The following is an 18,994-nucleotide window of genomic DNA, read 5'->3' as shown; positions in this document are numbered from 1 at the left end:
GGGGTCAGTCGAACTCGAAGACACCCTTGCCGGCGTCCTGCTTGTCGAACCACTCGTACGCTTCGGCGGCCTGATCCAGGCGCCAAGTGTGTGAGTAGAGGTCGTCGACCGGAAGGTCGTGCGCGACAATGTAATCCGCACATCGCGCCTGCTCGATCGACGACATCGTCCACGACGTCATCAGCGTCCACTGCTTCTTGTAGATCGCCTGCGTGGTGAACTCCACCTCGCCGGGCAGCCCGGTGAAACAGACCCGACCGAAAGTGCCGAGCACACTGAGCGCGTCGTCCGACGCCCGGCCCGACGTCTCCAGCACGACGTCGGCCATCCGGCCGCCGGTGTACGCGCCGACGACGTCGACGAGCGATTCGGTGCGCGAATTCACCACCACGTCGGCGCCGAAGTCTTTCGCCTTCGCCAGCCGGCGGTCGTCGACGTCGACCGCGATGACTTTCGCGCCCATCGACGCGGCGAACATCGTCGCCGACAGACCGACCGGTCCCTGCCCGATCACGACGGTCACGGTGTCGGCGCAGCCGCCGATCCGCTTGATGGCGCCCCACGCCGTTCCGGTGCCGCAGCCGAGGGCCGCACCGGCTTTGAACGACAGTGCGTCGGGCAATGGGAGCAGCGAGGACACCGGTACGAGGGCGAACGGCGCATGTCCGCCGTCGGCGTGGATGGCCATCGTCGCAGCGGGTGCCGTCTCGCACATCTGCGGCCAGCCCGACCGGCAGCGACGACACGTTCCGCACCCGAAGTAGTGGTGGATCATCACCCGGTCGCCGACGCTCGCCTGTGCCGGGGTGACGCCCGCACCGACGGCGTAGACCTCGCCGCACGGCTCGTGGCCCTGGATCACGCTGTGGTCGAAGTCGAAGTTGCCGTGGTAGAAGTGCAGGTCGCTGCCGCACATGCCGGAGGCACGGATCTTGACCACGACCTGTCCGGGTCCGGCCTCGGGAACGTCGAACTCCTGCAGGACAGCTGTCCCGTCTCCGGCGAACACCACGCCTTTCATGACTTCAGTTCCTTTCGCAGTGCCGCGGTGGCGGCGTCGTCGATGCGCAACCCCTCCGGGTCGCGATGGGGATCACCGACCACGACGACGCCGTAGTCGCGCTGGGCGCCGGCGAGGCTGACATATTCGTTGCGGACGTCGCGCAGTACTGCCTGCGGATCGCGGGCGAAGGGGTCGCCCCAACCGCCGCCGCCGTTGGTGAGGCACCGCAGGACGGTGTTGGGCGCGGTGTTCCAGACGCGTTGACTCGCGAAGTAGTGGTACGTCCCGTTGACGGGGTCGAGCGCCTTGGTCTGTTCGTCGAGCACACCGGCGACCGGTTCGCTTGCCGCGTAGACATCGTCGGAGGTGCCGATCATCGTCGGCGTCTCGTCGGCGCCGAGCGGGAACAGCCACATCGCCCCGTTGGGTCCGGCGGCGCCGCCGTTGGCGCCGACGCCGCTGGGCTCCTTGGTCCGGAACGGCGAAAGGTGCTGTTGTGCACCGGTCAACCACAGCGCGTCCTTCAGATTCGCCGCCCCGCCCCGGAACGTGCCCGCTCCGCCGGTGTCGATGGCGTGTTCCTTGCGCAGCAACACCACCGGAGAGTCGTGCTCGATGGTCTCGGTCGCCGGATCGAGATTGTTGAGCGTGAACAGGACCGTGTAGCTGTCGCCGTCGCCCGCCTGCGTCGCGCCCCACGGGCCGTGTTCGCCGCCGCATTGGGTCGCGCTGGTCCAGAACGAACCGTCGTCGCGCAGTCCGGACGCGTTGTGGGTGTTGGTCGACCCGTAGTCACCCGCGACGCCGCGCGCCGCCAGGACCGGATTGAGCGCGTCGAAGATCGCCGAGACCACGGCTCCCGAGGCCTCCCAGAACATCATGATTCCACCGTCCGGCGGAAGCGACGAGACGATCGAGCCGGGCGCACAGATCAAGTCGATGTTGCGCCAGGTACCCGCGGTGAACGGCACTTTCGGGTCGAGGAGCATCGTCAGGGCGACGCCGACGGAGGTCTTGGCGTCGAGCACACCGCAGTTGATGCAGGTGCGCGACTGCCCGGCGGTGCCCGACAGATCCACTTCGATGTCGGTGCCGCGCTTGCGGATACAGACCTGAACCCGGTACTCGAGGGTGTCGTCGAGGCCGTCGGCGTCGATGAGCGCCGAACCGGTGTAGTCGCCGTCGGGCACCGAGGCGATCGCGTCGGACATCCGCTCCGCGGAGCTGTCGCAGGCATAGGTCAGCGTGCCCAGATACGCCTGCAGCCCGTACCGCTCGATGTTGCCCAGGACCAACTCCTCGCCGAGGCGCAGCTGCTGGAAGATCGACTTGAAGTCCGGCAGCAACATGCCGCCCCATCGGGTGTTGTCGAAGATCAGTGAGAACGTCGAGCGCACCGGCTTGCCGCCGCTCCACAGCAGCATCGGCGGTATCACCAGACCGTTCTCGTAGACGTTCTGTTTGGTGGCCGAGAAGCCGCCGGGAACCGTGCCGCCCATGTCGAGCTGATGGGCGCACATCGTGACGTAGGAGACGATCGCGCCGTCGACGAAGACGGGCCGGATGAATGCGACGTCGTTGACGTGTCGGCCGCCGCGGTAGGGGTCGTTGCAGATCAGGACGTCGCCGGGCCGCAGATTCTCCGGTCCGTACTCGGCAACGGTGTTGCGCACCGCGTCGCCCATGGTGCCGAGGAACACCATCAGGCTGTTGCTGACGACCGCCATCGGATAGTCCTGCTCGGCGGGCCCGCTGATGGTGCACGCGAAGTCGTACCAGTCGCGGATGATCGGGCTGAAGGCCTCGCGCATGAAGCCGGTCGACATATGCTCGACGACATAGCGCAGTCGGTTGAGCAGCACCGACGCGGTGAATCGGTCGGTGTGATATCGGTCCGCGAACTCGTCGGCGTGCAGGTCGCGGATGCGCGCCTCGGGTCGCTGTTCGGTGGTGGTCATGCGTTCCTCCGGATGGTGATTTCGCCGTAGGCGCCGACGACGCCGTGTTGGCCCGCGCCGATGTGGGTGGTCGAGAGCCCTTCGTTGACGATGGCGGGGCCGGTGATGTGGTCGCCCGCGCGCAGGTCGTCGCGGTCGTAGACGTCGGCCAGTTGCTCGCCGACCGAGTCGCCGGTGATGTCGCCGAGGTAACGCAGGACACGAGTTCCCTTGGGCTGCAAGGGCTCTCCGGTGCGCGCTGGGAGCTGCGGGTACTCGATCTTGTCGGTGGCGAGCACCGCGCGGATGCGGAAGGTCACGCCCTCGACGGGCATCATGGCGAAGCGATTGCCCGACCGTGCCTCGTAGGTGTCGTGGAAGGCGGTGACCATCGTCGCGACGTCGTCGGCGCCGATGGTGCCGTCGGGCACCGGTACGAACGGGGTGTCCCAGCTCTGGCCGGCCAGGTGCGCGTCCATGCTGCGCAGCAGGGTGACGTCGGCCGACTCGCCGAGCTGTTCGCGCAGTTCGGTTTCCATGTCGGTGAAGATGGCGTCGATCTGCGCGGCGTTGGCCGCGTCGAGCATCAGATAGGCGCTGCGGTTGACGGTGAAGACCTGGTCGGCCGACAGCAGCCCGAGCGCCGAGAACAAGCCCGGGCTCGGCGGGATGACCACCTGCTTGCACTGCACGGCGTCGAGCACCGCCGGCAGCAGCATCGGGCCGGCCGAGCCGAAGGCCACTAGCGTGTAGTCGCGCGGGTCGACGCCGTTCTTGATGGCCACGTTGAACAGGCCTTCGGCCATGTTGTGCACGGCCATCTCGTAGGCGTACCGGACGCGCTGCGCGAGAGTGAATTCGCTGTCGAGGGAGTCGAAGGCCCGCTCCGACAGCGTGCGGTCGATCGCGACCTCGCCGCCGGCGAATCCGTCGGGGTCGAGGATCCCGATCATCAGGCAGGTGTCGGTCGTCGTCGGCGCGGTTCCGCCGCGGTTGAAGCACGCGGGTCCGGGTTCGGCGCGGGCACTGTCGGGGCCGACGAGGATCTCGCCGGTGGGCCCGATGTGCACGATCGAACCGCCACCCGCGCCGATGCTGGAGATGTCGTTGGCCAGCGCGTTGACCACGAGGTCGTGTTCGAGTTCGAAGGACGTGTTGACGAACGGTTCGCCCGCGGTGACCACACTGATGTCACACGACGTGCCGCCGACGTCGGCGCACAGCAGATCTTGTTCGGCGATGAGACGGCCGAAATGCGCGCATGCGACGGTGCCCGCGGCGGGGCCGGAGAACACGATGCGGAACGGTCGGCGCATCGCGTGGTCGACCGGCACCAGGGTGGCGGCACAGTCGGCGAAGTTGAGCGAACCGTCGAAGCCGAGGTCGGCCAGGCCGGTCGACAAGCGGTCGGTGTAGTCGGAGTAGATGATCTTCATCAGCGTGTCGATCACCGTCGTCGACGCGCGGGCGTACTCCTTGGCCAGCGGTGAGACCTCGCTGGAGATCGACACTGGCACGTCGCCGAGGATCTCGCGCACGAGCTCACGCAGCCGGATCTCGTGGGCGGGGTTGACGTAGGCGTTGATCAGGCAGACCGCCACGCCGACGACCCCGCATGAGCGCAGCGTCTCGATCTCCGCGCGAGCCTGGTCTTCGTCGAGTTCAAACAGCACCCGACCGTCGGCGAGCATGCGTTCGGCGATGCCGCGACGCAGGTAGCGGTCGACGAGTGGTTGCGCGGCGTCGCCGAAGCTGCGCCGCCACCCTGGGTCGAGGATCGCCTCGGCGGGCCGCCACACGCGTCCCATGTCGAGGATGTCGCGGTGGCCGTCGGTTGCCAGGAAGCCGATCTTGGGCAGGTTGCGCGTGATCACGGCATTGAGTCCGTGGGTGCTGGCGTGATTGAACACGCTCGAGCCGCTCACGCCGAGGCGTTGCGCGCCGCGCAGCACCGGCGCTGCGACGTCGCCGTATTCGGTGGAGACCTTGGTGGTGAGGATCTTCCCGTCGCGCCACCCGACGACGTCGGTGAACGTGCCGCCTACATCTACAGCAATCATCTTCTTTGAGGCCTTCCGGGTCAGACGAGGTCGACGAGCAGGGTGATGGGACCGAGTCGGTTGGCCCGCGTGCGGGACACCGATTTCAGACAGTGCTGACATTTGACGACGGTCTCCCAGCCGGCTTCGCCGACGACGTCGTAAGTGGCGAGCTGAGTCTGCTCGCAGCGAGGACAGGCACCGTCGACCGGTTGCCGGTCGACGACGGGTGCGGGTTGGGTCATGGCTTCTCCAGTTCAGGGAGGTGATCTCGGTAGGGCGTAACGCTAGAAACCTGTGATCTGACCCACAATCCAGATCACGAAGTATTATCCATAATGCGAAATCGAGGGTGTGGCGGCGCGCTCCGATGTGCGACACTGATATGACTTACGTCACGGCCGATCGTCGAAGGGACTTGTGCGATGCCCGACTTGCTCGACGCCGCGGCGTCGTTGCACCGCAGCTTTTCGACCCGCGATCCCGAGCAGGCGCACGACTACGTGAGCGAGACCTTCGCCGCACACCGGTTGTCGCTGGCCGATGATTCCGTTCGCTTCCGGCTGGACACCGCCGCCACCGACGCCGTCACCGTCGGGCGGATGGCCTACGGCGCCCGCGCGCGCATCGTCGGGCCCAAGATGGGCGACTGCTACCACATCAATCTGCTGGCGACCGGCAATTGTACTGTTGCACAAGGGGATCGACGAGAGACGTTCTCGGCGGCGGAGAATCCGCTCGGCGTGATCTTCGGTCCCGACGAACCGGTCTACATCGACTGGAGCGCCGACGCGTCGCAGTATCACCTCAAGGTGTCCCGACACGCGCTCGAGGGGCACGCCGCCAGGCTGCTCGGCACCGCGCCGTCGACGATCGACTTCGATCTGAGCTTCGACCTGGGGACCCCGGCCGGGCAGTCGCTGAACAGTTCGGTCGCGTTCTATTACTCGCAGTTGCGCCCCGCGGGCGGTCTGGCCACTATGCCGGCAGTCCAGCAGGAGCTCGAATCCGCACTGATGACCCAGATCCTGTTAGTGGCGCAGAGCAATCTGACGCCCGAGCTGCTCCGCGAGCCCTCCCCCGACTCCGACTCGATGATCCGCGGCGTGATGGACCACATCGAGGGCCACGCCGACGACGACCTCTCGGTCGCCTCGCTCGCCGCGCTGGTCGGTACGACGCCCCGGACGCTGCAGTCCGGTTTCCGCCGCGTGGCCGGGATGACACCCACCGAGTTCATTCGCAACGTCCGACTCGATCGGGTGCGCACCGACCTCGTCGGCGGGGCCGACGTCGCGGTGTCCGACGCCGCGTACCGATGGCACTTCGTCCACCTCGGCCGATTCGCGTCGCATTACCGGGCCCGCTTCGGCGAATCACCCTCGCAGACATTCCAACGGCATCGGCGGGGTTCGGCATGACCGCCGTGGCGACCCGCGCCGACGCCGGCGCACTTCGATCGACGATATCCCGAATCGTCTGTGACGCAAGGGATCTACTCGACGACGAGCACATCGTCGGGCTCGACGGACTGTGGGACCTGGTCACCGCGACAATCCAGCACGCCGTCGTCGGCGGAGTGTCGCCGGAACGGATGGCCGCACTGCTCGGGCTGCTCGGACGGATCCGCGAGGCGGAGACGGCGCGTACCCAGATTCAACTCGCCGAGAAGTCGGCGACGCTGGCGCGCGTCCGGTCGGCGCTCGCCGAGATCTCCCCCGCGACGTCGGTCGACGGCCTGCTGAGCATCGCGCCCAGCATCGCGTGCGGCCTCGGATTCGATCGCGTGCTGGTGTCCACCGTCGACACCAATTGGCAACTGCACACGATGTGCGTGGTGCGCGATCCGCGGTGGGCCGAAGAGATCGTCGCGGTGGGCCGCGAAGAACCGCTGGTCCTCGATCGCAGCCTCATCGAGAACGACACCGTCGTCGGCGTGCAGGCAACGCTCGTCGACGAGGTGCAAGAGAACCCGCGGGTCAATCGCGCGCTCGCCGAGATCACCAGGTCGTCGTCGTACGGCATCGCTCCGCTGCTCGTCGACGGCGAGGTCGTCGGGCTGCTGCATGCGGACTGCTATTTCCAGGACCGACTGTTCACCGTCGAAGACCAGGCGCTGCTGTCGACGTTCGCGGCGGGGTTGAGTCAGAATCTCGCACGGGTCACCGTGCTGGACGGCATGGCGGCGCTGCGTTCGCATTTCGACGGCGTTGCGCGTTGGCAGGCGCCCGCCCGCGGTGCGACGGTGTCGGTGGCCGCGAGTCGCGACGACGATTCGGTGCTCACCCGACGCGAAGCCCAGATCATGCGACTGATGGCCGACGGCGACTCGAACGCGAAAATCGCACGGCGCCTGGTCATCTCGGAAGGCACCGTCAAGACCCACGTCACCCGGATCCTGCGCAAACTCGACGTCGGCAACCGCGCCGAGGCCGTCGCGGTGTGGCTGCGGGCGGAGTCGGGGTAGGCCGCTGGTTGAGCCGGGCCCGATGCCGCCCGCTGGTTGAGCCGGGCCCGACGAGCGAAGCGAGCCGCGCCCGTGTCGAAACCCCCGTGAGACGAGTGACCAACTGCCGCTACGAGTTTCGTGCGGCGACATTGCGGGTTTACGTGGTTTCGGCCCGGCCACTTCCACGCTCAAGACGAAGGTCGTACAAAAGTCATACCTGCGCCAGATGTCTGGCCACAGCCCGCGCGGCACAGTGATCTGTGACACAAAGTGGCTGGGGCGCAACATGATTGCCCCGCCGCTCCGCCACAGCACGAGAGGCACACGCTATGACGCAGGTCGAACGACCGGCCGACTGGGTAGTCGGCATCGACGTCGGAGGCACGTTCACCGACATCATCGGGCTCAACCGGCAGACCGGTGAAGTCCGCGACGGCAAGGTCCTGTCCACCCTGGAACAGGAGGTGGGAGTGCTGGAGGCGCTCACCGCGATCGACGTCGACGTCCCCGACGTCGCCGAGATCGTCCACGGACACACCGTCGGCATCAACGCGCTGCTCAGCCGAGCGGGCAAACGCACCGGACTGCTGGCCACCGGCGGCCATCGCGACCTGCTCGACATCGGCCGCATGCACCGCGAATTCGGCGAGCGCTTCTACGATCCGACCTGGCGCAGGCCGCATCAGGAGCGGCCCATCGTCGACCGCGATCTGCGTTTCGGTGTGCCAGAGCGCCTGCGCTACGACGGTTCCGAGCTGCTCGCGCTCGACGAGGACGCGGTGCGTGACGCCGCACGCGACATGGCTTCTCGCGGAGCGGAATCCGTCGCGATCTGCCTCGTCAACTCGTATGCGAATCCCGCTCACGAGCGGCGCGCCGCCGAGATCGTCGCCGAGGAGCTGCCCGGCGCCTACATTCAGACGTCGGCGCTGTATCCGGTCACCCGCGAGCACGAACGCACCGCGACCGTAGCGCTCGACGCCTACGTCGGGCCGACCGTCGTCGGCTACCTCAACCGGCTGATGGACCGGCTGTCGGGACAGGGCTACCGCGGCACGCTGTGGATCATGATGATGAACGGCGGGGTCGCCACCTTCGCCGACGCCGCCAAAGCTCCTGTCTTCCAACTCGTTTCGGGTCCGGTGGGCGGAGTGTCGGGCAGCATCAAACTGGCCGCGGAGAGCAACAACCCCAATCTGTTGACCATCGACGTCGGCGGCACCAGCACCGACGTCGCGGCCATCCGCAACGCGAAGACCCCGCTCACCGACACCTGGACGCTGGAAACCGGGCTCACCCTGACGATGCCCCTCGTCGACGTCGAGAGCATCGGCTCCGGGGCCGGCAGCCTCATCGCGCCGAATGCCCTTGGCAGCGTGGCCGTCGGCCCGGCGTCGGCCGGATCCAACCCCGGACCGGTCTGCTACCAGCGCGGCGGTACCGAGCCCACCCTGACCGACGCCTGCGCCGCCCTGGGTATTCTGCAGCCCGACCTCTTCGCCAACGGAGCCATCCGCCTCGACGTCGACGCCGCGCGAAATGCGTTGGCCAACACCGGGAAACAATGGAACATGTCCGACATCGAGCTCGCGGCGGCAGCCTACGAGATCGCCTGTCAGGACATCGCCGCCAAAGTCCGCACCATTTCGGTGTACCGCGGCTTCGACCTCGGCGAGTTCGCTCTGCAACCGTCCGGATCCGCCGGTCCGATGCTCGCCGACCGCGTCGGTCAGATCCTCGGCCTCGACCGGGTGATCGTGCCGCGCAGCCCCGGCCAGTTCTCGGCGCTGGGACTTCTGCGCAGCGACCTGATGGTCACCCGGGCCCACTCGATCATGACGCCGCTGGCGCCGTCGGACGCCGACACCATCGAGAAGGCGTTCGCGCAACTGCAGGACCGCATCCGGACCGACCTCGTCGATCAGGGCGTCGACGTCGCCGACCTGCGATTCGAGCGCGCGATCTTCGCCATGTACCGCGGCCAGACGTGGGACAACCGACTGCCCGTCGACGGTGCGATCAGCGCCGACGTCGTCGCGCCGCTCGTCGAGCGCTTCCACGAGTTCTACCGCGAGTCCTACGGATTCGCCGCGACCGAGATCCCCGTGGTCGTGTCCACCGTCGAGGTGACCGCCATCATCGAACGCGAGCAGTCGTCGATCGCGTCGACCGTCGAGGACGGGGACGCACAGCTGCGCACCGCGCGCGTCGTGGTCCCCGGAACCGGCACCGCCGCAGACATTCCCGTGTACGTCCGCGAGCGGATGCACCCGCACCGACCGGTGTCCGGCCCCGCGCTGGTCACCGAGAAATTCGCCACCACCCTCGTCCTGCCCAACCGGCACGCCTACGTCGACGACGACGGCAACCTCATCGTCGAATCGCCCGCAACAGGAGCATCGAAATGACCCTCACCACCGATTCCGCAGCCGAACCAGTCGCCACCGAATCAGTCACCGACGTCGAACTGGACATCCTGCGCTACGGCCTCATCGAAGTCGGCCGCGAGATGCTCGACTCCCTGATGCGCAGCGCCTTCTCGCCGGTCTGCCGTGACATCCTCGACTGCACCGTCGTGATTCACATGCGCACCGACGAGGGCTGGGAGGCGGCCGCGCTGTGGGAAGGCTGCATGCAGCACGCCTTTGTGGCACCGCACATCGCGAACTTCGTCATGGACGATTGGGACGTCGAGCAGATGCAGCCCGGCGACGTCATCTTCACCAACGACCCGTGGCGCGGCTCGCTGCACCAGGCCGACGTCAATCTGTTCCGACCGGTGTTCGTCAACGGTCGGGTCGAATTCCTGCTGCAGTCGACGTCGCACCTCGTCGACCTCGGCGGCCCCATTCCCGGCGGCTTCTCCAACGGAGCGCAGACGCACTTCGAAGAGCAGCTCAAACTGCCGCCGACGATGCTGTACGCCAACGACGTGCCGGTGCGGTCGACGTTCAACTTCCTGTTGGAGAACAACCGCGTGCCGCACCTCGTCCTCGGCGATCTGCGGGCCCTGCACGGATGCCTCGTCGTCGGCGAACGGCAGCTGCAGGACCTGATCACCCGCGGCGGACTCGACCAGGTGCGCGCCGCCGGCCGTTACGCGATCGACGCCACCGAAGCCAGCATGCGCCGGGGTATCGCCGCCATCCCCGATGGCGACTACACCGCCGAAGACTTCCTCGACGAGGACGGCGTCACCGATGAGCAGATCCCGGTCAACGTCACCGTTCGGGTGCGCGGCGACTCGATGGAGATCGACTTCTCCGGCTCCGGCCGCCAGCCGCTGGGCAACTGCGGAACCGCCTGGTGCGAGGCGGGTCGATGCATCGAAGCGGTGAAACTGATGGTCGACCCGTCGACGCCGGTCAACAGCGGCACGCTGCGCCCCATCGACGTACTGCTGCCCGCGGGCAGCGTCGTGCAGGTGCTCCCGCCGTCGAGCTGCTCCAGCCATGCCGACATCGGGCCGCGCGCCATCAATGTCGTGACCCAGGCGCTGAGCCAGGCGACCGAGCAATCCTTCGCCCCCGACACCGGCACCGCACTCTACGTCGGATTCAGCGGCATCGATTCGCGGCCCGGGCACGAGGGAACCCCGTGGGGTGCCTACGGCCTCGGCGGCGGCGGCTGGGGCGGCACGTGGAAAGAGGACGGTGTGTCTTTCTGCGTGACCCCCATCGGCAACTGCCGCACCTCCGTCCAGGAGCACGTCGAGATCGAGAGCCCGTTGGTCGTGGTGCAGCACGAGATCGTCGCCGACACGGCTGGTGCGGGCGAATTCCGCGGCGGACTCGGATCGGTGTACTCGATCCTGGCCGAGTCGGACACGCTGATCACCGTCGTCGCCGACCGGCTGCGCCGAGGCGCTCCCGGCGCGAACGGCGGCGGCGCGGGAACCCCCGCGTTCGGTTGGTACATCCCGAACTTCGACCTCGCCGACCACGGCGACCCGCTCGACCTACGCGGAGCCGAGCCGCTCTTCGGAATGTTCGACGAAGACGGCCGCCCCGATCCGGTCACCGGCGAGTTCGGCCGGGGCGCGCGGTACCGCACCGGCAAGTTCTCCAACATGCTGGTCAGGCAGGGTGACGCGATCCGCTTCCTGATCGGCGGCGGTGGTGGCTGGGGTGATCCGCTGCACCGCGACGTTGAGCGGGTGGCCGCCGACGTGCGCGCCGGACTCACCAGCATCGACTTCGCGCGCCTGGCCTACGGCGTGATCATCGTCGACGACGCCGTCGACGCCGAGGCGACCAACGCCGAACGCGCTCGGCTGGCCGCCGAACGTACCGCGGGCACCTGGCAGGTGCCCCTCGCCATCCCGCAGCACTGGACCATCTGAGAAAGGCAGTCCCATGGCAGTCGATCGACTCCTGTTCCCCCGTCCCGAAACCGCGCGTGTCTACGTCGAGAAGAAGCCCGTCGACGGCACCTGCGAGGCCTGTGGCGCAACCGATCTCGCGCGCTACCCGGTCGCGAACTACCTCGGCCCGCGCATGGTCGTCAAGTGTCAGACGTGTTTTCACCACGTGTCGGTGACTCGTCCTGAGCCGCAAGACAATTGGCCCGCGTGGCGCTCCCCCGCCCACGACTGGCCCGCCTCGCGGGTCGGGTGAGTGAGATGAGCGCTGGACTCCTCGACGGCAAGGCCGTCCTCATCACCGGTGCGGCAGGCGGAATCGGGCGGGCGTCGGCGCTGCTGGCGGCAGCCGAAGGTGCCCGACTGATCCTCTCGGATCTGTCCGCCGACGGCCTCGCCGACACCGTCGACGCCGTCCGCGCGGCGGGCGGTCGGGCGATCGGCGTTCGGGCCGACCTCACCGTCCGCGCCGACGTGGACGCGCTAGTTGCCTCCGCGGTCGCCGAGTACGGCCGCCTCGACGGCGCGTTCAACAACGCCGGAGTGAGCGGCGGCCAGATCGGGCAGGGTGATCGGCGCGTCGGCGAATGGGACGAGGACAAGTTCGACCTGGCCATCGCGGTGAATCTCAAGACCACATGGCGGTGTCTGCGCGCCGAACTCACCCAGATGGAATCGCAGGGCGGCGGCGCGATCGTCAACACCGCGTCGCTCGCCGGGCTGACCGGCTTCAAGCGGACCGCCGGATATTCGGCCGGCAAACACGGCGTCATCGGACTGACGAAGACCGCCGCCATCGAATACGGCCCGACGATCCGCGTCAACGCGCTGTGCCCCGGCTACACCGACACCGCGCTGATGGCGCAGGCGAAACGACTGCTCGGCGACGCGCTGTACACGCGCATACCGGCCGGGCGCCTCGCGCAGCCCGACGACATCGCGCAGATGGCGATCTGGCTGCTGTCGGATCGCTCGGGGTATGCCAGCGGCGGAGAGTTCGTCGTCGACGGCGGCTACCTGGCAGGCTGATCGGCCGCCGGGCACCGCGATCCGCCGGTTGAGCCGGGCAATCCTGCTGGTTGAGCCGGGCTCGACGAGCGCAGCGAGACGCGCCCGTGTCGAAACCACGGTGAGCCGAATGACCAACTGTCGCTACGAGTTTGGTGCGGTGACATCGCTGGCTTCGGTGGTTTCGACACGGACCTTCGCTAACGCTCCGGCCCGGCTCAACCAGCGCAGTGGCCCGGCTCAACCCGCGCAGTGGCCCGGCTCAACCCGCGCAGTGGGTCGCCGTCCACACCAATCACCACCCTTCGAGCTTCATCAACCGGTCGCGTACATCGACCGCCGAAAGGAAACACCCATGACCACCTACACCTCCGCCGAATGCTTCATCGACGGACGCTGGGAGCGCGGTGGGGGTGCGCCGGTCACCACCGTCAGCCCGGGCACCGGACGGGTGATCGCGCAGTCCGGTGGCGCGGATCCCGCGCAGACCGCGGCAGCGGTCGCTGCCGCCCGGCGCGCCTTCGACGGCGGCGAATGGAGTCGCCTCGCCCCCGCCGACCGCGGTGTACTCTTGCACCGATTCGCCGATTTGCTTGAGCGCGAACGTGATTCGTTGGTCGCGCTGGCGGCGGCGGAAGTCGGCACACCGATCTCCGGTGGGCCGACGCTGCACGTCGACCTGCCCGCCACCTTCTTCCGTTGGTTCGCCGACGCCGCGGTACGCGGACCACGCGACGGCGTCGAGCAGCCGATGCCGTTGCACCGCAGCCCGATCACCACCAGCGGCATGCTCGTACGCGACCCGGTCGGTGTGGTAGCCGCCGTCGTCGCCTACAACGTTCCGGTGATGATGTGCGCATACAAGCTCGGTGGCGCGCTCGCGGCCGGCTGTTCGACGGTGCTCGTCACGTCGCCGCGGGCGGTGCTGCTGACCGCGGCGGTGGTGAAGCTGTTCGAAGAGGCCGGATTCCCCAGGGGCGCAGTGAATTTCGTTTTCGGTACACCGGAGGTCACGGCGGGTGTCGCCGGCTCGCCCGCCGTCGACCTGGTGACCTTCACCGGCTCGCCCGCCGTCGGGAGCAAGATCCTGGAACTTGCGGCACCCAATCTCACCAAGACCGTCCTCGAACTCGGCGGCAAATCCCCCAACATCGTCCTGCCGGGTGCCGACATCGCCACCGCGGTGCCGGCGTCGACGATGCGCTTCACCCGCAACAGCGGTCAGGCGTGCGGAGCGACGACGAGAACCTTTGTGCCGCAGGAGGATCTGGACGAGTACGTGGAACGGTCGGCAGAATTCCTGGCGACGCTGACGATCGGCGACCCGTTCGCGCCCGACACGATCCTCGGTCCGTTGATCACCGGTGAGCACCGCGATCGCGTCGAGGGGGTGCTTACGCGCGCCGTCGACTCGGGTGCGCGACTACCCGTCGGCGGTGGGCGGCCGTCGGGTCTCGACGACGGCTACTTCCTCGAGGCGACCCTGGTGACCGGTGTCCCGAACTCCGCGGAGGTCGCCCAGGAGGAGCTATTCGCACCGGTCGGCGTGATCATGCCCTACGCCGACCTCGACGAAGCCGCACGACTGGCCAACGGGGTCCGTTACGCGCTCAACGCCAACGTCTGGGGGCCGACGCCGGAGGCGATCGCGTTCGGCAGGCGGCTGCGCTCGGGCACGGTCACCGTCAACGGTGGCGGCGGAATGCGCGCCGACGCGCCGTGGGGCGGGCCCGGCCACAGCGGCATCGGACGAGAGGGCGGCGAAGAGGGCTTCCGCGAGTTCTTCGAGGTCAAGCACATGCAGTGGCCGTTGTAGGTACCGGGAACCTCGGTCTTCGATGCGACTGCACCGTCAGTCCTCGTATAATATACAAAAATGACTGCCTCACGACCATTACGCGACCACGCCTCTCCCCCGGCGCCCCGCCACGCCTTCTTCGAGCGGAACACCGGCGGCGCCGAGGAACTGTTCACGCCGTTGCCGCTGGCGCGCAGCGGGTGGGGCGCGGGCCAGATGCGCGGAATGGCAGTCAGTGCCCTCCTCGCGCGCGGCGTCGAATCCGCTGCGGCACAACTTCAGCGGAGCGCGATGCAGCCCGCGAGGTGGACACTCGACCTGTTCCGGCCCGCGGCCATGGAACCGACCGCGGTGCATACCGAGGTGGTGCGCGCGGGTCGTCGACTCTGCCTGATCGACGCCTCGCTTCAGCAAGGATCCACCGTCGTCGCGCGCGCCTCGGCGCTGTTGCTGTGTCCCACCGAGGCGGAATCGGGGCTGTGGCGCACCACCGAGTCTCCTCAACCCCCGCCCGCGGCCCCGGCGGACCCATTGACCGAGCGGATCTACCGCAGCGAAACGGGATGGCTGCCGGCCGGCGACACACCTGCCGACGACGGTCGAAAAGGACTGTGGCAGTTCGGCACCCCGACCGTCGACGGCGAGCCGCTAACCCCCTTCCAGGCGGTGGCCGGCGTCGCCGATCTGATCAACGCGAGCGCCAACCTGGGGTCGCGTGGCCTGGAATTCATCAATGCCGACGCCAGCCTCAATCTGAGTCGGCTCCCCAGCGAGACCGACGTCGGACTGCAGTCCCTCGTCCGGACCGAAGACCGGGGCGTCATGACAGCGACGGCGATCATGTTCGATCGTGCCGGGCCGTTCGGCACCGTCACGATGAGCGGACTGGCGAACAAGCCCATCCCGTTGGAGCTTCCGCAGCCGTGACGCCCACTTGGCCCGCGGGTTCCAGCGGGACGCGGTCATGGGGGTACCAGCGTCCCCTGCATCCGGCCCGCCGAGCGGCCTAGCCTAGCGATATGGAATTCGCGCAAGACATCAAGGGCTTTCTCACCACGCGGCGGGCCAAGATCGCCCCCGAGCAGGTCGGTCTGATCTCCGGGCCCCGCCGCCGCGTCGCCGGTCTCCGCCGCGAAGAGGTCGCCACGCTGGCTGGTGTCAGCTCCGAGTACTACATCCAGATCGAACGCGGAAAGGTCGCGGGCGTCTCCGACGAGGTGCTCCAGGCGATAGCGAACGCATTGCGGCTGACCGAAGAGGAGACCACCCACCTGTTCGATCTGGCCCGCGCCGCGACCGCGAAATCGGGCGGCCGCAAGACATCTCGGCAATCGTCGCGGCAACAGGTTCCGCCGACGATCGGCCTCATCCTGGAGTCGATGGCCGGATCGCCCGCGCTGGTTCAGAACCCACAGCTCGACATCGTCGCCGCCAACGCACTCGGCCGCGCGCTCTACGCGCCGGTCTTCGAACGTGCAACGGACGCACCGAATCTGGCGCGATTCCTCTTCCTCGACGCCCACGCGGAGGACACCTTTCCGGCGTGGTCGAAATCTGCCGACGACGCCGTCGCCCTGCTTCACTTCGCCGCCGCCCGCACCCCCTATGCCAGCGCGATTACCAATCTGGTCGGCGAATTGGCCACACGCAGTGACGAATTCCGGACACGGTGGGCCGCACACGACGTGCGTGCACATCGTCGTGGCGTGAAGCGCTTTCGCCACGACGTCGTGGGCGAGGTGACCCTGAGTTACGAAGCGCTGGAGATCGACGGTCCGGGCGGGTTGTCCCTCGTCGCCTACGCCGCAGAACCGGGATCGGCCGACGATGAGGCCCTCCGGCTGCTGGCCAGCTGGAGTTCGGCGCCCAAGTCGGGCTCGGTCTCACACTGAACTGGGCGTGACGCGCCGTGCTGAGTCCACCCGCTTTCGTCCCATCGAAGACCGACTTCGAAAGATGTCACTTGAATACCGCCCTGGTTCGCCAATAGGGTTTGCGCACAACACTTTTCCCGTACGGAATGCCGCGTCCGTCGCGGCCGGTACGACGCGTGCTCACGGAGGGATTTCTGATGTCTGATATGCCCGAGGTCGAAGCGCTGTCGGGTCCCATCCCTGACGTAGCACCTCTGCGATACGACCTCGAGGCCCTGGGCTACGTCGATCGGGAGTACATTCTGCGGGGCACCGCGAGTGCGTACCGTCGGCGAAACGACACCGACTGGACGGCCGACTTCGACGGCAATGCACCGTTCGCGACCCGCTTGCGCGTCCGGCGGCCCACCGACTCCACAAAATTCAGCGGTACCGTCGTCGTCGAATGGCTCAATGTGTCGACCGGCGCGGACATGGCACCCGATTGGGGGCTGGTTCATCGCCACCTCATCCGGAGCGGCCACGCGTGGGTTGGAGTCTCGGCCCAGCGCGCCGGCATCGACGGCGGCGGCTTCGTTGCGGGCCACAACCTCAAATCGCTCGACGCCGACAGATACCGCTGTCTCGCTCACCCGGGCGACGAATACAGCTATGACATCTTCACCCAGGTCGCGGAGTTGTTGAGGTCAGGCGCCGGCGATGTGCTCGGCGGCGAACGCGCGCACCAGATACTCGCCATCGGGCACTCCCAGTCAGCGATGTTCCTGGTCACCTACATCAACGCGGTCGATCCGGCAGCTCGCGTGATCGACGGATACCTGGTGCACGGTCGACCGGCGGTCGCCGCCGATCTGACGACCGGACTGGCGACACCCGCCGCCGTCGAATCCGACCAGGTCGCCGACGCAGTCAGAATGTTCACCGCCCAAACCCCCGTTCCCATCCGCGACGATCCCCGAGTCCCCGTGTTCGTCCTGCAGAGCGAGTCCGACGTCGCGCTGTCGCGCGCGGGCCGGCTCCGGCAGCCGGACACCGATCGCATCCGCGTCTGGGAAATCGCCGGTACCGCACACGCCGACACGTACCTGATGGCAGCAAATGAGGACGACGGAACGTCGGTCCAGCGGTTGGCCGCGGCACTGCGACCGGTGTCGGAGGTTCTCGGCTCAGCGACCGAGCTGCCGATCAACTCCGGACCGCAACAGCACTATGTCGCCCAGGCGGCGATCGAACACCTCGTTCGCTGGGCTGACGAGGGCTCGCCCCCACCGCTAGCACCCCGACTGTCACTGCGCGACGACGTCGACGACCTGGACCGCGACAAGCGCGGCATCGCGCTGGGCGGCGTGCGTACCCCGTGGGTCGACGCCCCGGTCGCCACACTGGCCGGCGTCGGGCAGGGCGGCAGTGGTTTCGCCTTCCTGTTCGGGATCACCCGGCCGTTCGACGCCGTCGAACTCGCCGCGCGCTATTCCCACGGCATGACCGACTACCTCCGGCAGTTCACCGACGCCCTCGACACGTCGATCGCGCAGGGATTCCTCCTCGACGCCGACCGCGCCGAGATCCTCGCCATCGCCGAGATCGACTGGAGGTCGCAACGCGGCTGACCAGCCCGACCCGACCGGGGCGTCGACTACAACCCGGCTATTTCGAGCGCGTCGGTGGCCAACCTCGACAACCCCGCCACGGTGTCCGCATCGTCGGCGACCGCGGTGTAGCCGAACACTCGCAATCCCTGTCCCCCCGGTATGTCGAGCCCCTGGTAGGCGAGCCGCAGCTGACCCGCACTCGGATGGTTGATGACTTTGATGCCGACCTCGTGCCGGGCCACGTCGTGCGTGTGCCACCTCGCCGCGAAGTCCGGACTCGTCGTCATGAGCTCGGAGACCACTGCGTCGGCCGGCCCGCCGGGCAGGCGTGCCGTCTCCGCGCGCAGCAGTGACACGGCATGATCGGCCATCGCCGACCACTCCGCGTAGAACTGTCGAGCCGCTTCGTCACGGAATACGAAACGCGCGAGGTTCGGAACGTGCGGCGACCTTTCGATGACCTCCGCGTACAGGGCATTGCCCAGACGATTGCCTGCCACGATGTGCAGGGCCGGGTCCAACACGATCACCGGCATCGTCGCCATGGAGTCGATCATCGACTGCACCATCGTCGGTACCGTCGACGGCGAACTCTCCGCGCGGCGCGGTGGCAGGCCGGCCAGCTCGAAGAGATAGTCCAGCTCGGTGTCGTCGAGCAACAGCACCCGGGCGATCGACCCGAGTACCTCGGCAGAGACTCCCGGCGCCCGACCTCGCTCGATCTGCAGATAGTAGTCCGGACTCACCCCCGCCAACGTCGCAACTTCCTGACGTCGAAGGCCCGCCACCCTTCGTCGCCCGCCGGCAGGCAAGCCGACTTGAGCCGGCGAGACCTTTGCTCGCCGGCTCATGAGGAACTCTCTCAATTCGACCGTGGAATCCACATCCTCCACGGTAGTACTCGACCCGCGGTGTCAACTGCGGGATGAGCAGG

Annotated in this window: 15 protein-coding genes; 10 read left to right on the top strand and 5 right to left on the bottom strand. The window is 67.7% G+C overall.

What is annotated here, in order from left to right:
• Window positions 1-4: 4 nt before the first annotated feature.
• The 4 genes from HH308_RS18665 to HH308_RS18650 are packed head-to-tail and all read right to left on the bottom strand — an operon-like array spanning window position 5 to window position 5,224.
• Entirely contained in the window at window positions 5-1,021 is a 1,017-nt protein-coding gene (locus tag HH308_RS18665; protein WP_170195750.1) for a zinc-binding dehydrogenase, read from the bottom strand.
• Window positions 1,018-2,961, bottom strand: a complete 1,944-nt coding sequence (locus tag HH308_RS18660; RefSeq protein ID WP_170195749.1) for a hydantoinase B/oxoprolinase family protein — start codon at window positions 2,959-2,961, stop codon at window positions 1,018-1,020. The genes HH308_RS18665 and HH308_RS18660 overlap by 4 nt, the downstream gene beginning before the upstream one ends.
• The gene (locus tag HH308_RS18655; RefSeq protein ID WP_170195748.1) at window positions 2,958-5,000 is read right to left on the bottom strand and encodes a hydantoinase/oxoprolinase family protein; all 2,043 of its coding nucleotides are present in this window, start codon (window positions 4,998-5,000) and stop codon (window positions 2,958-2,960) included. Before HH308_RS18655 ends, HH308_RS18660 begins: the two co-directional genes overlap by 4 nt.
• Window positions 5,001-5,020: 20 nt before the next feature.
• Window positions 5,021-5,224, bottom strand: a complete 204-nt coding sequence (locus tag HH308_RS18650; RefSeq protein WP_170195747.1) for a hypothetical protein — start codon at window positions 5,222-5,224, stop codon at window positions 5,021-5,023.
• Window positions 5,225-5,404: 180 nt separating this feature from the next.
• Between HH308_RS18650 and HH308_RS18645 the strand changes: the two genes are divergently transcribed.
• The 10 genes from HH308_RS18645 to HH308_RS18600 all read left to right on the top strand — a co-directional run bounded on the left by HH308_RS18645 (window position 5,405) and on the right by HH308_RS18600 (window position 18,078).
• Window positions 5,405-6,400, top strand: coding sequence for an AraC family transcriptional regulator (locus tag HH308_RS18645; protein ID WP_170195746.1), 996 nt, complete (start codon window positions 5,405-5,407; stop codon window positions 6,398-6,400).
• Window positions 6,397-7,446 carry a LuxR C-terminal-related transcriptional regulator gene (locus HH308_RS18640; protein WP_170195745.1) on the top strand — a complete coding sequence of 350 codons (1,050 nt, stop codon included), beginning with the start codon at window positions 6,397-6,399 and terminating at the stop codon, window positions 7,444-7,446. The genes HH308_RS18645 and HH308_RS18640 overlap by 4 nt, the downstream gene beginning before the upstream one ends.
• Window positions 7,447-7,757: 311 nt before the next feature.
• Window positions 7,758-9,836, top strand: coding sequence for a hydantoinase/oxoprolinase family protein (locus HH308_RS18635; protein WP_170195744.1), 2,079 nt, complete (start codon window positions 7,758-7,760; stop codon window positions 9,834-9,836).
• Complete coding sequence (locus HH308_RS18630) at window positions 9,833-11,770, top strand: hydantoinase B/oxoprolinase family protein (RefSeq protein ID WP_170195743.1); 1,938 nt, start codon at window positions 9,833-9,835, stop codon at window positions 11,768-11,770. Before HH308_RS18635 ends, HH308_RS18630 begins: the two co-directional genes overlap by 4 nt.
• 13 nt (window positions 11,771-11,783) lie before the next feature.
• Window positions 11,784-12,044: a hypothetical protein gene (locus HH308_RS18625; protein ID WP_170195742.1), complete on the top strand. Its 261-nt coding sequence runs from the start codon at window positions 11,784-11,786 to the stop codon at window positions 12,042-12,044.
• Between the two features lie 5 nt (window positions 12,045-12,049).
• Entirely contained in the window at window positions 12,050-12,817 is a 768-nt protein-coding gene (locus HH308_RS18620) for an SDR family NAD(P)-dependent oxidoreductase (RefSeq protein ID WP_170195741.1), read from the top strand.
• A gap of 334 nt (window positions 12,818-13,151) precedes the next feature.
• Window positions 13,152-14,612, top strand: a complete 1,461-nt coding sequence (locus HH308_RS18615) for an aldehyde dehydrogenase family protein (protein ID WP_170195740.1) — start codon at window positions 13,152-13,154, stop codon at window positions 14,610-14,612.
• A 60-nt stretch (window positions 14,613-14,672) separates the two neighbouring features.
• A complete protein-coding gene (locus tag HH308_RS18610) occupies window positions 14,673-15,521 on the top strand; it encodes an acyl-CoA thioesterase domain-containing protein (RefSeq protein ID WP_170195739.1) in 849 nt (282 codons plus the stop codon).
• A 92-nt stretch (window positions 15,522-15,613) separates the two neighbouring features.
• A complete protein-coding gene (locus HH308_RS18605) occupies window positions 15,614-16,486 on the top strand; it encodes a helix-turn-helix domain-containing protein (RefSeq protein WP_170195738.1) in 873 nt (290 codons plus the stop codon).
• A gap of 179 nt (window positions 16,487-16,665) precedes the next feature.
• A complete protein-coding gene (locus HH308_RS18600) occupies window positions 16,666-18,078 on the top strand; it encodes an alpha/beta hydrolase domain-containing protein (RefSeq protein ID WP_170195737.1) in 1,413 nt (470 codons plus the stop codon).
• Window positions 18,079-18,104: 26 nt separating this feature from the next.
• On the opposite strand, the gene HH308_RS18595 is transcribed toward HH308_RS18600, so the two are convergent.
• A complete protein-coding gene (locus tag HH308_RS18595; protein ID WP_246284704.1) occupies window positions 18,105-18,911 on the bottom strand; it encodes a helix-turn-helix domain-containing protein in 807 nt (268 codons plus the stop codon).
• Window positions 18,912-18,994: the final 83 nt, after the last annotated feature.

Origin of the sequence: Gordonia asplenii (genome assembly GCF_012933505.1) — a bacterium.
Classification (GTDB): domain Bacteria; phylum Actinomycetota; class Actinomycetes; order Mycobacteriales; family Mycobacteriaceae; genus Gordonia; species Gordonia asplenii.
This window is presented reverse-complemented; position numbering and strand designations above follow the sequence as displayed.